Source organism: Microbacterium sp. NPDC090014 (genome assembly GCF_044748285.1).
GTDB lineage: Bacteria > Actinomycetota > Actinomycetes > Actinomycetales > Microbacteriaceae > Microbacterium.
Window position 1 is genome coordinate 1,166,711 of record NZ_JBIVFS010000001.1, and the last position, 12,560, is coordinate 1,179,270.

Consider the following 12,560-nt stretch of genomic DNA (forward strand, 5'->3'; position numbering starts at 1 on the left):
CTCGGCAGGGATTTTCTGTTCTCAGGCGCTGACTCCGAGTTCCTGAGCCGCGATGGCATCCGCGAGGTACGACGCCGTGGTGCTTCCGCTCGCGGAGGCGACGGAACGCGGAGTTCCCTGCGCCACGACAGTGCCGCCGAGCTCTCCGGCTCCCGGTCCCATGTCGATCACCCAGTCGGCCTGTGCGACCACGCGCATGTCGTGCTCGACCATCACGACCGTGTTGCCGGCGTCGACGAGATGCTGAAGATGGACGAGCAGCCGATCGGTGTCCGACGGATGCAGTCCTGAGGTGGGCTCATCGAGCAGGTAGAGGGTGTCGCCGTGCTGGGCGCGCCGCAGTTCGGACGCCAGCTTCACGCGCTGCGCCTCGCCGCCGGAGAGCTCGGTCGCCGACTGGCCCAGCGGCAGATACCCGAGCCCCACGTCGAGGAGGGCATCGAGGTGTCGCGCGACGTCGGCATCGTCCTCGAAGAGGACACGCGCGTCGTTCACGCTCAGGGCGAGGACGTCGGCGATGGTGTGCCCGTGGAGCTCGATCTCGAGGGTCTCCGGGTTGTAGCGCGTGCCGCCGCAGGTGCCGCAGGGGGCGTGGACGGTGGGGAGGAAGAGCAGCTCGACCTCGACCGTGCCCTCGCCCTTGCAGGTGGGGCATCGCCCGCTCGCCAGGTTGAACGAGAAGCGGCTCGCGGCGTAGCGCCTCCGACGTGCTTCTGGTGTCGCGGCGAACAGCGCGCGGACGCGGTCGAAGAGCCCGGTGTACGTCGCCACGTTCGATCGAGAGGTGCGGCCGATCGGCTTCTGACTGACCTGCACCACGCGTCGCACGCGGTCGGCGGGACCGGAGGCGCGACCCGTCGTGTGGGCGATCGGTGCGGAGAACAGCGGATCAGCTGCTGCGCTGCCCTGCTCTTCCCTCGTCGACGTGTCGGTCGACGAGCCGTCCACCTCGCTGGAGAGGCTGCTCTGCAGCAGGTCGGGCAGGGCCTGGGTGACGAGAGACGACTTGCCCGAACCGGAGACGCCCGTGACGGCGGTGAGGCAGCCGAGGGGGACCGACACGGAGACGCTGCGGAGGTTGTTCCGCGAGACGTCGACGAGCACCAGTTCGGCATCGGGCTCGCGAGGGGCCCGCGGCTGTGCCGTCGGCTGCTCGGCCCGCAGGTCGTCGGCGAACAGATATCGTCTCGTCTGGGAGCGCTCCGCGTCCCGCAGCCCGTCGATCGGGCCGGAATAGACGATCTCACCGCCGGTGGATCCCGCTCCGGGGCCGATGTCGACGATCCAGTCCGCATGCCGGATCACGTCGAGGGAGTGCTCGACGAAGAAGACCGTGTTTCCGGAGTCTCGCAACGAGCGGAGGATGCGCACGAGCGCTTCGCCGTCGGCGGGGTGGAGGCCGGCAGACGGCTCGTCGAGCACGAACATGACCCCGAACAGCTGTGACAGCACCTGGGTCGCGAGCCGCATACGCTGCAGCTCACCCGACGAGAGCGTCGGGGTCGAGCGATCCAGCGAGAGGTAGCCCAGACCGAGCTCGATGATGGGGGAGATCCGATCGCGCAGCTCGTCGACCAGCCGGTGCGCCGCGAGCTTCTTCTCGGGTGGGAGCGCTTCGCCACCGGGGCCGGCGGCATCCGTTCCGTTGCCGGATGAGTCGAGTGCCGTCTCGAGGAGTGCCTCGAGGTCCGCGAGTGGCATCGCGGCCATCTCGGTGATGTCGAGACCGGCGAACGTCACGGCGAGCGCCTCGGGCTTCAGGCGGCGTCCGTCGCACATCGGGCAGCGGACGCTGACCATGAAGCTCGCCGCCTTCTCGCGCATCTTCGCGCTCTTCGAGTTGGCGAAGGTGTTGAGCACGTACTGCCTCACGCCGACGAACGTGCTCATGTACGAGGGCTCGATGCCGGCCGCGACGGCTTTGCGCACCTGCGCCGGGCCGCGGTCGGTGAACACCGGAACCTGAGGGGACTCCTCGGTGTAGAGCACCCACTGACGCTGCTTCTCAGGCAGATCGCGCCACGGGATGTCGATGTCGTAGCCGAGCGATATCAGGCTGTCGATGAGCTGCTTGCCGTGCCAGGCGCGCGGCCAGGCGTCGAGCGCACGGTCGCGGATCGACAGCGACTCGTCGGGGACCATGAGGTGCAGCGGCACGTCGTACACCTGCCCGATCCCGTGGCAGCGCGGGCACGCGCCCTGCACGGTGTTCGCGGAGAAGTCCTCGGCGAACAGCGGCTCCGCCCCACTGGGGTATGTGCCCACTCGCGAGAACAGCATGCGGATGACGTTGCCGATCGACGTGGCGCTGCCGACGGTCGATCGAGCGCTTCCCGCGGTGCGCTGCTGGGGGAGGGCCACCGCCGGAGGCAGCCCGCCGATGGCGTCGACGTCGGGGATGTCGACCTGGCTCATCAGGCGCCTCGCGTAGGGCGCCACCGACTCGAAGTACCGACGCTGCGCCTCGGCGTACAACGTGCCGAATGCGAGGGAGCTCTTTCCCGAGCCGGAGACGCCGGTGAAGGCCACGAGGGCGTCGCGGGGTATCGCGACGCTCACGTCGCGAAGATTGTGCACCCGTGCTCCGGTCACGACGATGGCGTTCGACGTGCCGGACAGCTTCGACGGTGGGGTCCCGCCCATCATGGACCTCTTCTCGTTTCCCGCGGGGAGCGGGGGTGAATGCGATGATCGCCGTCTCTCCGTCACGCTACCCCGACCGTCGGACTTCGTCGGTGTGGTTGACAGCGGTCGGTCGGGCCTGCGAGCGCGGACACCCGTATGCCGGCGCAGCATGCATCGGAGTCCTGGTCCCGCCGTGCGAGAAAGCGCTATCCTGAAGCTCTTCCCGCCTCGGATCCAGGAGCGTCCCTCATGCCCATCGCCGCCGATGACCCCCGCCTGACGCATGCCTACGAGGCTGCGGCCACCCGCTACACCGACGTGCCGTTCCAACGCGCAGGCGCCAGCGGGGTGAAGCTGCCGAAGGTGTCGCTCGGACTCTGGCAGAACTTCGGTCGTGACCGCACCTTCGACAGTCAGCGCGAGATCGTGCTGCACGCGTTCGACCGCGGTGTCGTGCACATCGACCTCGCGAACAACTACGGTCCGCCGTACGGGTCCGCCGAGTCGACGTTCGGGGCCGTTCTCGACAGCGGGCTCGCCCGCTACCGAGACGAGCTGTTCGTCACGACCAAGGCCGGCTACGACATGTGGCCGGGGCCGTTCGGCGACGGCGGATCGCGCAAGTACCTCATGCGCTCGCTCGAGCAGAGTCTGCAGCGCATGGACACCGACTACGTCGACGTGTTCTACTCGCACCGCCCCGACCCCGAGACCCCGCTGGAGGAGACGGTCACGGCGCTCGCCGACATCGTGCGCAGCGGCAAGGCGCTGTACGTGGGCATCTCGAACTACCCGGCCGAGCTGGCGCGTCGCGCGTATCAGCTGCTCGCGGATCAGGGCGTGAGGCTGCTGCTGCACCAGCCGCGGTACTCGCTGTTCGACCGCACTCCCGAGGCCGAGCTGTTCCCGGCGCTGCGCGAGCTGGAGATCGGCAGCGCCGTGTTCTCGCCGCTCGCGCAGGGCCTGCTCACCGGCAAGTACATCGACGGTGACGTCCCGGCCGACTCGCGTGCCGCGAACAGCCATTTCCTGAACGGGTCCGCGCTCACCGACAGCTACCTCGAGCGCATCCGCGGCATCGACCGCGTCGCGAAGGACGCGGGCCTCTCGATTCCCCAGCTCGCCGTCGCGTGGGTGCTGCGGGACTCCGTGGTGACCACCGCGATCATCGGTGCATCGCGCACGGGCCAGATCGACGACGCGGTGGCGGCCAGCCAGGTCGAGCTCTCCGACGACGTCGTCACCGCTCTCGAGGAGTTCGCTGCGGCGCCCGGCGCCAGCGTCGTCTGACTTTTTCCCTGGCGCTGCGTAATATTCCGGGCGGCAGCGAGTCTGTCTAGTGGGGGCCCCTGTCACAGGGGGCGTACACAACGGACCTGGGGAGCACCAATGACCATCGCCTACGCGGATCCACGGACGCACCACTGGACCCATCGCGGTGCCGTGCCGCTGCCCGAAGTTGCCTTCCAGCACATCCTCGGGGCGATCCTGCGGGGGGACTATCGGTCGGGCGACACGCTCAACACGATGCGCTTCGCCCGAGAGCTCGACATGTCGCTCAACCCGATCCGCGAAGCGATCATCCGGCTGCGTGACATCGGACTGGTCGAGGTCACTCCCGCGCGCTACACCAAGGTCGCGGACCTCACCGCACGCGAGTCGCGTGCCGTCATCAGCTACGCCGGCGTGCTCGCGGGGACGGCGCTCCGCACGGCGCTGCCCACGGCCGCGGAAGGCGTCCGCTCCGATCTCGCGGCGTATGCCGAGGAGATCGGTCGCGCGCAGGCCGCAGCCGACCGCGACGCCGCGGCCATCGCGTTCCTCACCGCCGTCGACGATCTCGTGCGGCATCCGCGACAGGCGATGCACCTGGTCGAGGCCACGATCCTCGCTCAATGCGCGCTGCAGTTCTCCGAGACTGTACCCGGAGACGACGCGACACCCGGGCTGATCGCTGCGGCCGAAGCCGTCGCCCACGCGATCCGTGCGGAAGATCCGGATGCCGTCGAAGGGGCCGTCCGCGCGCTCTTCGAGCACCTCGCCTAGGCGGCCTCCCCGCCTGACCCGTCGCTAGAGTCGGATGCATGACTGCGACGACGGTGTTGTTCATCGGTGGAACCGGAATCATCTCCTCGGCGGCGAGTGCGCTCGCGGCGTCCCGGGGGATGGAGGTCACTCTGCTGAATCGCGGACAGTCGCAGCGCGAGCCCGCTGACGGCGTCGAGGTGCTGACGGCGGATGTGTCGGATGCAGCAGCGGTCGACGCCGCCCTCGCCGGTCGTGAGTTCGATGTCGTCGCCGACATGATCGCCTTCACGCCGGATCAGGTGCAGCGGGACATCGACCGCTTCGAGGGCCGGACGGGACAGTACGTCTTCATCAGTTCGGCATCCGCCTACCAGAAGCCGGTCTCTCGTCTTCCGATCACCGAGTCCACACCGCTGCGCAATCCGTACTGGCAGTACTCGCGCGACAAGATCGCCTGCGAGGACCTGCTGACCGCCGCGTACCGGGATCGCGGATTCCCGGTCACGGTGCTGCGGCCTTCGCACACCTACGACAAGTGGACGATCCCGGCGTTCGGAGGGTGGACGGCGATCGACCGCATCCGCCGGGGTGAGGAGATCATCGTCCACGGCGACGGCACGTCGCTGTGGACGCTCACGCACTCGAGCGACTTCGCGGTCGGCTTCGCGGGGCTGCTCGGCAACCCGCTCGCCTACGGCGACACCTTCCAGATCACGAGCGACTTCGTCTACACCTGGAACGAGATCTACGCGATCCTCGGTCGCGCGGCGGGAGCAGAGCCGAAGATCCGGTACGCCACGAGTGCGGCGATCGAGGATGCCGCACCCGACCGCGCCGGGCAGCTCACGGGTGACATGGCGCACTCCGTCGTCTTCGACAACACCAAGGTCCGCCGCCTCGTGCCGGACTTCGCCCCGCTCGTGCCACTGCACACCGCGGCGCGCGAGATCATCGACTGGCACGACGCGCATCCCGAGCTGCAGCGAGTCGACCCGGCCGTGAACGAGCTCTTCGACTCGCTCCTCGCCTGAGAGCGGCGCTCAGCCGGCGGCGAGCACGGCGAGGACGTTGCCGGCGGGGTCCGTGAACCAGGCGATGTCGGGCCCTCGATCGGGACCGCCTCGCAGGATGCCCTTCTCATCGGTGGCGAACTCCGAGTCGTCGTAGATCTTGGTCACGACGCCCCGCTCGTTGAGCTCGTCGACGGCTGCTTCGACGTCGTCCACCGGGAAGTTCAGGATCGTGAAGCTCGCGGGCTCATGGTTCGGCTTGCCGTAGACGAGGATCGATCCGCCGTCGGGCAGGCTGATGTCGAGGAACCCCATGGCATTGGTGGTGACGTCCATGCCGAGGGTGTCGCCGTAGAAGGAGCGGGCGGCGTCGATGTCGTCGACGCTGAACCCGCTGAACGCGTGTGTGGTCTGAAAGGCGGTCATGCCCTCAGCATGCGCCGCTCGCCCCGCGGTGTCCAGACCTAGGGGTGCACCTGGTTGAGGAGATCATCGCCCGCGAGGAGGCGGGTCACGTTCTGGTCGACCAGGCGTGCCGCTCCGACCGGACGGTTGCCGGCGATGTGAGGGGTGATGAGCAGGTTCGGTGCGTCCCACAGCACGTCGGATGCCGGAAGCGGCTCGGACTTCGCGACATCGATCGCCGCGGCGCGCAGCTGTCCCGACTCCAGCGCCGCGATCAGCGCAGCCTCGTCGACGGTCACACCACGACCGACGTTCACGAACACCGCGCCTGGCTTGAGCGCGAGGAAGAGCTCGGCGTCGAACAGGTCGGCGGTCTCGTCGGTGGCGGGCAGGATCGAGACGAGCACGTCGGTGTCAGCCAGCACGGCGGCTGCATCGGCATCCGAGTGCACCCGATACCCGGATCGCTCTCCGGCGGTGCGGGCGATGCCCTGCACCTCCGCGCCGAGTGCGGTGAGGAACGGCGCGAGCGTCGAGGCGATCGAACCGAATCCCCAGATGGTCACGCGGGCGCCGGACAGCGTGTAGAGCGCGCGAGTGGGCGCGGCGCTCTGCTCCTCGTTGAACGCCTCGTCCCAGACGTGCTCGCGCTGAGCGTCGCGCAGCCGGTCGAGACGTCGAACGGCGCTCAGGATCAGGGTCAGCGCATGCTCGGCGACGGGTCCGTCATGCAGCGAGCGACCGGAGCAGATGAGCACGTCGGCGCCGAACCCGGCGTTGAGAACCGCATCCGCGCCGGAGGCGAGGGCCTGGACGAGACGCAGGCGGGGCAGTGCGCGGGCGGCTTCCCGGAGCCACGACGAGGAGTTGTGCCAGACGACGAGCGCTTCGGCGTCACGGTGCTCGGCGGGAATCTCGGCGTCGATGTCATAGACGACGGTCTCGACGTCTGCGGTCACCGGCAGCTCGATGGTGTTCGGGATCAGGATCTTCATGTGCGCCTCCAGGTCTCGGCGGTCAGTGGGGAGAATCGGTCGACTCGCGCCAGATGACGGTCAGCAGACCGTCGGGCTTCATCGGCTCATCGCCGCCGCGGACGGCTGCGATCAGACGGTGCATCGAGTAGGCGCCCAGTCTCTCGCGGTCCTGCGACACGCTCGTCAGCGACGGCACGAGGAACGCGCTCTGGGGGTGATCGTCCCACCCCGTGACGGCGACGTCGTCGGGCAGCGTCCATCCGCGTCGTGTCGCCGCTCGGATGGCTCCGGTCGCGATCACGTCGTTGGCGGCGATCACGGCGAGCGGCGGTGCGTCTGCGGGCAGCCGGTCGACGGCGGCCTCACCGGCGCTGCCGCTCCATTCCTCTCCGAACACACCGAGCGACTCGAGTCCGAGACGCTCGATCGCTTCGAGGTAGGCCGCGCGACGGGCTCGTGCCGACGGGAAGTCGTCGGGGCCGGCCAGATGCACGAATCTCCGATGTCCCTGTGCTGCGAGGCGTTCGATCATCTCGGTGATGGGTCGCGAATCGGTGAATGCGCCGGTCATGTGCATCGCGTCATCGAACTCGCCGACCGAGAGCACGACGGGGCCGTCGGCGGGGGAGTCGGTGGCGGGCAGCGGCGTGAACGCGAGCACGCCCTCGTACTGCCCCGACCCGATGAGATCGGCGAGGCGATCGTCGCGCGCGGTCGCCTCCTCGGGCAGGCTCACCACCTCCACGACGTAGCCTGCCTCGCGCGCGGCGGAGATCGCGCCGGAGAGCAGAGTGAGCGGATTCATCGTGGCGATCGGCACGACGACGGCGAGGCGGCCGGTGCGCTGGGTGCGCATGGACCGGGCGGCCAGGTTGGGTCGGTAGTTCAGCTCGGATGCTGCGCGAAGCACCCGCTCGCGCGTCGCCTCGGAGATCCCCGGCCGCCTGGTGAAGACGAAAGAGACGGTGGACTGCGAGACCCCGGCGAGGTGGGCGACGTCGTGGCTGGTCGGGCGTTTCTCCACGGCATCCTCCTTTCCGGGCTTGACGTGGCGGGTGTCTGTCTCGATAGTATCTACTACGTCTTAGTAATACGTAGTAACACCTCATCGGGGAGGCAGCGAATGCTCAGGATCGGCATCATCGGCACCGGCGGGATCGCCGACGCGCACATCAGCGGATACCTCGCCTTCGCGGGCGACTGCGAGATCGCCGCGCTCGCCGACGTCATCCCCGGGCGGGCCGCGCAGAAGGCCGAGGCGTTCGGGCTCACGCGGGCGGCGACGTTCGATGATCCGCTCGCGATGATCGCCTCGGGTCTCGTCGACCTGGTGAGCATCGCGACCCCGCCGTCGACGCACGCCTCGCTCGCGACCGCTGCGCTCGATGCCGGCATCCACGTGCTGGTCGAGAAGCCCATGGCTCCGTCCCTCGAGGAGTGCGATGCGATGCTCGCCGCGCAGGAGCGTTCGGGCCGTGTGCTGTCCGTCGTCGCGCAGAACCGCTTCCGCGACGATCTCGCCGCGCTGAAGGAGGTCGTCGACTCGGGTCTGCTCGGATCGATCTCGCACGTCCGGGTCGACTCGGCGTGGTGGCGTGGGCTGCCGTACTACGACCTCTGGTGGCGCGGCACTTGGGAGAAAGAGGGGGGCGGCTGCACGCTGAACCACGCCATCCACCACATCGACCTGCTGTTGTGGCTGCTCGGACGCCCGGCCGAGATCACGGCCATGCTCGCCAACGCGCAGCACGACAACGCCGAAGTCGAGGATCTCTCGGTCGCCGTCTTCCGCTACGAACGGGGGCTCGCGCAGCTGACCAGCTCCGTGGTGCACCACGGGGAGGAGCAGGCGATCGTGATCCAGGGGGCGAACGCCCGGGTGTCCCAGCCGTTCTCCGTCGTCGCCGAGCAGTCCCGACGCGACGGATTTCCCGCTGACGGCGGAGACCCCGAGGCCGTCGCACGCATCGAGGAGCTCGTCGCCGGCCGTGCCCCGCTCGCCCACCTCGGGCATGAGGGCCAGATCGGCGACCTGCTCAGCGCGATCCGTGAGGGGAGAGTCCCGATCGCCGGCGGACAGGACGGCCGCGATGCGGTCGAGGTGGTGACCGCGATCTACAAGTCCGGCTTCGAGCGCCAGTTCGTCTCGCTGCCGATCACGGCGTCCAATCCCTACTATCGGGCGGGACAGCTGGTGGCGAACGCCCCGCACTTCTTCGAGAAGACCGCGTCGCTCGTGGAGGCGGCATCGTGACCGCATCCTCGTTCCCCGGCGGCACATCGCTCTCGCACCTCGACGTCTACCCGGATGCCGCGCCGGACGGCATCTGCGGCGGCAGCCCTCACATGCACCTCGTCTCGACCGAGGCCTATGTCGTGATCTCCGGTGAGGGAGCCCTGCAGACGATCGACGCCGCCGGGTTCCATGAGACCCCGCTGAGGTCGGGGTCCGTCGTCTGGTTCACCCCTGGCACCATCCACCGTGCCGTGAACGGCGGCGACCTGCGGGTCGTCGTGCTGATGAGCGACGCCGGACTCCCCGAGGCGGGTGATGCGGTGATGACGTTCCCCGCCGAGATCGTGGGCGACCCCGACGCGTATGCGGCGGCGGCCTCGCTCGGAGACGATGCAGATGAACGCGCCGAGCGAGCGGCCCGACGACGCGATCTCGCCGTGACGGGATTCGAGACGCTGCGGGATGCCGTCTCGGGTGCGGATCACGGCGCGCTCCGCGCGTTCCATGCCGCCGCCGGTGTGCTCGTACGCCACCGCGCCGAGGCGTGGGGCGACCTCGTGCGCCAGGGTCCGCTGGCTCAGGCCGAGCGCTCGGTGGCGCTCGCCGATGCCGTGGCATCCGGTTCGGTGGCGCACCTGGCCGATGCTCGCGTGCACGAAGCCGTACCCTCGGGGGGAGACCGCGGATTCGGCATGTGCGGACGCCTGCGCACCTATGACATGAACCACGAGGAGACCCGGCGATGACCCGCACCTACACCTTCGATCCGCTCCCCGAACCTGTCGTCGCACCCGGCGAGTTCGTCTTCGCCGCGATCGGACTGGACCACGGTCACATCGTCGGCATGGTCGAGCAGCTGATCGAGGCCGGCGCAACCCTTTCGCTGGTCTTCGACGAGGACCCGGTGAAGATCGCCGACTTCCTCGAACGCTTCCCGCAGGCGCGTGCCGCCGCGAGCGAGCGGGAGGTGCTCGACGACTCGGAGGTGCGGCTCGTCGCCAGTGCATCGATCGCGAATCGGCGGGCTCCACTCGGCGTGCGCGTGCTCGACGCGGGCAAGGACTTCTTCGCCGACAAACCCGCCATCACGACGATGCACGACCTCGATGCCGCTCGAGACGCCGTCGAGCGCACCGGGCGGAAGTTCGCCGTGTACTACGGCGAGCGCGTGCATTCCGAGGCGGCTATCCTCGCCGGCCAGTTGATCGATCGGGGCGCGATCGGCACCGTGCTGCAGGTCGCGTCATTCGGCCCCCATCGCATCGGCACGGGGCGGCCCGACTGGTTCTACGACCCCGAGCAGTACGGCGGCATCATCTGCGACATCGGCAGTCACAACTTCGAGCAGATGCTGTACTACACGGGCGCGACGACCGGCGAGATCGTGAGCTCGACCGTCGCCAACTACGCGCACCCCGACACTCCGGGCCTGCAGGACTTCGGAGACGCCCACGTCGTGCTCGACAACGGCACCACCGGCTACGTGCGCGTCGACTGGTTCACCCCGGCGGGGCTCGACGTCTTCGGCGACGGACGCACCGTGCTGCTCGGCACCGACGGATACATCGAGCTGCGCAAGTACACCGACATCACGACCGACAACGGCGGCGGACAGGTGCTGCTCGTCGATCAGGACGGACAGGTCCGCTTCGACGCGACAGGCAAGACGGGGTTCCCCTTCTTCGGTCAGCTGATCCGCGACTGCATCGACCGCACCGAGCACGCGATGACACAGGCGCACGCCTTCGCGGCGGCGGAGCTGAGCATCATCGCCCAGCGGGACGCCAGGGTGCTGGCCGGCTGACGGCATCCGCCTCGCTCGTGTGCTCGGTCGTTCGGTCGCCCGCTCGGGAGGAGAACTGCGCTTCGGGAGGACGGCTGCGGCGAATTCGTCCTCCCGACAAGGAGATCTCCTCCCGACAAGGAGATCTCCTCCCGGCGGGGTGCGTTCCGGCGGGGTGCGTTCCGGCGGGGTGCGTTCCGGCGGGATCAGCCGACGAGCTGTGATGCCTGCCGGGCGGCGCCGAGCGCGACGTACTCGCCGGGCTCGGGCACATCGACCGGCAGGCCGAGGATCTCCGGCGCGATGCGACGCACGGCCTCCGACTGCGCTCCGCCGCCGATCAGCAGGGCGCGTTCGAGCGGGATGCCGAGATCGCGCAGTGCATCGAGCCCGGCGCCGAGTCCTCGGAGCATCCCCTCGACGGCGGCGCGGGCGAGGTTCTCCCTCGTCGTCGAGGCGAGTGTCATCCCCGAGAGGGAGGCCGTGGCATCCGGCAGATTCGGGGTGCGCTCGCCCTCGAAGTAGGGGAGCAGAGTGAGGCCGCCCGCGCCGGGGGCGGCCCGCAGCGCGAGGTCGCTGAACTCGCTGTGCGTGACCCCGAGCAGCGCAGCGGTCACATCGACCACCCGCGCGGCGTTGAGCGTGGCGACGAGAGGCAGGAAGTTGCCTGAGGCGTCGGCGAAGCCCGCGACGGTCCCGGTCGGGTCACTCAGAGGAGTGGTGCTGATGGCGCAGACCGTGCCCGAGGTGCCGATCGACACGACCACATCACCCGGCACGGCGCCGAGTCCGAGCGCGGCGGCCGCGTTGTCACCCGCTCCCGCACCGACGCGCCGGTCGTCGGCATCCGTCACCCACTCGCCGTGGGCGAGCACCCGGGGGAGGATCGCGTCATGGCCGAGCGCCGCCACCAGCAGCTCGCGGTCATAGTCGCCCGTCGACGGGTTCCAGTATCCGGTGCCGGAGGCGTCGGACCGATCGGTCACCAGCTCGTCGAGCACGGGGTTGTCGGGTCCGAACCCGCGTAGACGCCACGTCAGCCAGTCGTGCGGCAGAGCGACGGCGGCGACCCGTGCCGCGTTGTCCGGTTCGTGGTCGCGCAGCCAGCGCAGCTTGGTGATCGTGAACGAGGCGACGGGCACGAGGCCGGTGCGGTCGGCGAGTTCGGACGCACCGAACTCGCCGATCAGATCCTGCGCCGCACCGGCGGAACGTGTGTCGTTCCACAGCAGCGCGTCGCGGATCACCGCGCCCGACTCGTCGAGCGCGACGAGGCCGTGCTGCTGCCCGCCGATCGACCACGCGGCGATGTCGCCGAGCGACCCCGCCTCCGCGATCGCGGCGTTCAGCGCCTGCCACCAGGCTTCGGGGTCGACCGACGTCCCCTCCGGGTGCGACGCGCGACCGGAGCGGACGACCGCCCCGGTCGACGTGTCGACGACGACGACCTTGCACGACTGGGTCGACGAGTCGACCCCGAGAACCAGTGGCATGAC

11 protein-coding genes are annotated in these 12,560 nt (G+C 69.3%); 6 read left to right on the top strand and 5 right to left on the bottom strand.

The annotated features are described in order from the left end of the window. Positions 1-21: 21 nt before the first annotated feature. Positions 22-2,646 carry an excinuclease ABC subunit A gene (locus ACIPV5_RS05530; protein ID WP_400340237.1) on the bottom strand — a complete coding sequence of 875 codons (2,625 nt, stop codon included), beginning with the start codon at positions 2,644-2,646 and terminating at the stop codon, positions 22-24. Between the two features lie 228 nt (positions 2,647-2,874). Between ACIPV5_RS05530 and ACIPV5_RS05535 the strand changes: the two genes are divergently transcribed. From ACIPV5_RS05535 to ACIPV5_RS05545, 3 genes are all read left to right on the top strand, one after another. Beyond that, complete coding sequence (locus ACIPV5_RS05535) at positions 2,875-3,915, top strand: aldo/keto reductase (protein ID WP_400340239.1); 1,041 nt, start codon at positions 2,875-2,877, stop codon at positions 3,913-3,915. 99 nt (positions 3,916-4,014) lie between these two features. After that, entirely contained in the window at positions 4,015-4,671 is a 657-nt protein-coding gene (locus tag ACIPV5_RS05540; protein ID WP_400340240.1) for a GntR family transcriptional regulator, read from the top strand. A 38-nt stretch (positions 4,672-4,709) separates the two neighbouring features. After that, positions 4,710-5,684: an NAD-dependent epimerase/dehydratase family protein gene (locus ACIPV5_RS05545; protein ID WP_056276854.1), complete on the top strand. Its 975-nt coding sequence runs from the start codon at positions 4,710-4,712 to the stop codon at positions 5,682-5,684. A gap of 9 nt (positions 5,685-5,693) precedes the next feature. Here the strand turns inward: ACIPV5_RS05545 and ACIPV5_RS05550 are convergent, their stop codons facing one another. From ACIPV5_RS05550 to ACIPV5_RS05560, 3 genes are read right to left on the bottom strand one after another with little or no spacing between them, the layout of a single operon-like run. Next, on the bottom strand, positions 5,694-6,089 hold the full coding sequence (locus ACIPV5_RS05550) for a VOC family protein (protein ID WP_053098770.1): 396 nt from the start codon (positions 6,087-6,089) through the stop codon (positions 5,694-5,696). 38 nt (positions 6,090-6,127) lie between these two features. Continuing rightward, positions 6,128-7,063 carry an NAD(P)-dependent oxidoreductase gene (locus ACIPV5_RS05555; RefSeq protein WP_400340243.1) on the bottom strand — a complete coding sequence of 312 codons (936 nt, stop codon included), beginning with the start codon at positions 7,061-7,063 and terminating at the stop codon, positions 6,128-6,130. Positions 7,064-7,085: 22 nt separating this feature from the next. Further along, positions 7,086-8,069 carry a LacI family DNA-binding transcriptional regulator gene (locus ACIPV5_RS05560; protein WP_400340244.1) on the bottom strand — a complete coding sequence of 328 codons (984 nt, stop codon included), beginning with the start codon at positions 8,067-8,069 and terminating at the stop codon, positions 7,086-7,088. Positions 8,070-8,168: 99 nt separating this feature from the next. On the opposite strand from ACIPV5_RS05560, the gene ACIPV5_RS05565 reads away from it, so the two are divergent. Genes ACIPV5_RS05565 through ACIPV5_RS05575 form a run of 3 tightly spaced genes read left to right on the top strand, consistent with a single transcriptional unit; the run spans position 8,169 to position 11,085 of the window. After that, positions 8,169-9,299, top strand: coding sequence for a Gfo/Idh/MocA family protein (locus ACIPV5_RS05565; protein WP_400340246.1), 1,131 nt, complete (start codon positions 8,169-8,171; stop codon positions 9,297-9,299). Beyond that, positions 9,296-10,027, top strand: coding sequence for a cupin domain-containing protein (locus ACIPV5_RS05570; RefSeq protein WP_372983828.1), 732 nt, complete (start codon positions 9,296-9,298; stop codon positions 10,025-10,027). Before ACIPV5_RS05565 ends, ACIPV5_RS05570 begins: the two co-directional genes overlap by 4 nt. Continuing rightward, positions 10,024-11,085: a Gfo/Idh/MocA family protein gene (locus ACIPV5_RS05575; RefSeq protein WP_400340248.1), complete on the top strand. Its 1,062-nt coding sequence runs from the start codon at positions 10,024-10,026 to the stop codon at positions 11,083-11,085. The genes ACIPV5_RS05570 and ACIPV5_RS05575 overlap by 4 nt, the downstream gene beginning before the upstream one ends. Before the next feature lie 185 nt (positions 11,086-11,270). On the opposite strand, the gene xylB is transcribed toward ACIPV5_RS05575, so the two are convergent. Beyond that, positions 11,271-12,557: a xylulokinase gene (gene xylB, locus ACIPV5_RS05580; RefSeq protein WP_400340250.1), complete on the bottom strand. Its 1,287-nt coding sequence runs from the start codon at positions 12,555-12,557 to the stop codon at positions 11,271-11,273. Positions 12,558-12,560: the final 3 nt, after the last annotated feature.

Excerpts from the sequence above, each read along its gene's own strand:
- ACIPV5_RS05535 (WP_400340239.1), top strand. The coding sequence starts at position 2,875 with ATGCCCATCGCCGCCGATGACCCCCGCCTGACGCATGCCTACGAGGCT.
- ACIPV5_RS05575 (WP_400340248.1), top strand. The coding sequence starts at position 10,024 with ATGACCCGCACCTACACCTTCGATCCGCTCCCCGAACCTGTCGTCGCA.
- xylB (WP_400340250.1), bottom strand. The coding sequence starts at position 12,557 with ATGCCACTGGTTCTCGGGGTCGACTCGTCGACCCAGTCGTGCAAGGTC.
- ACIPV5_RS05540 (WP_400340240.1), top strand. The coding sequence starts at position 4,015 with ATGACCATCGCCTACGCGGATCCACGGACGCACCACTGGACCCATCGC.
- ACIPV5_RS05545 (WP_056276854.1), top strand. The coding sequence starts at position 4,710 with ATGACTGCGACGACGGTGTTGTTCATCGGTGGAACCGGAATCATCTCC.
- ACIPV5_RS05555 (WP_400340243.1), bottom strand. The coding sequence starts at position 7,063 with ATGAAGATCCTGATCCCGAACACCATCGAGCTGCCGGTGACCGCAGAC.
- ACIPV5_RS05550 (WP_053098770.1), bottom strand. The coding sequence starts at position 6,089 with ATGACCGCCTTTCAGACCACACACGCGTTCAGCGGGTTCAGCGTCGAC.
- ACIPV5_RS05565 (WP_400340246.1), top strand. The coding sequence starts at position 8,169 with ATGCTCAGGATCGGCATCATCGGCACCGGCGGGATCGCCGACGCGCAC.
- ACIPV5_RS05530 (WP_400340237.1), bottom strand. The coding sequence starts at position 2,646 with ATGATGGGCGGGACCCCACCGTCGAAGCTGTCCGGCACGTCGAACGCC.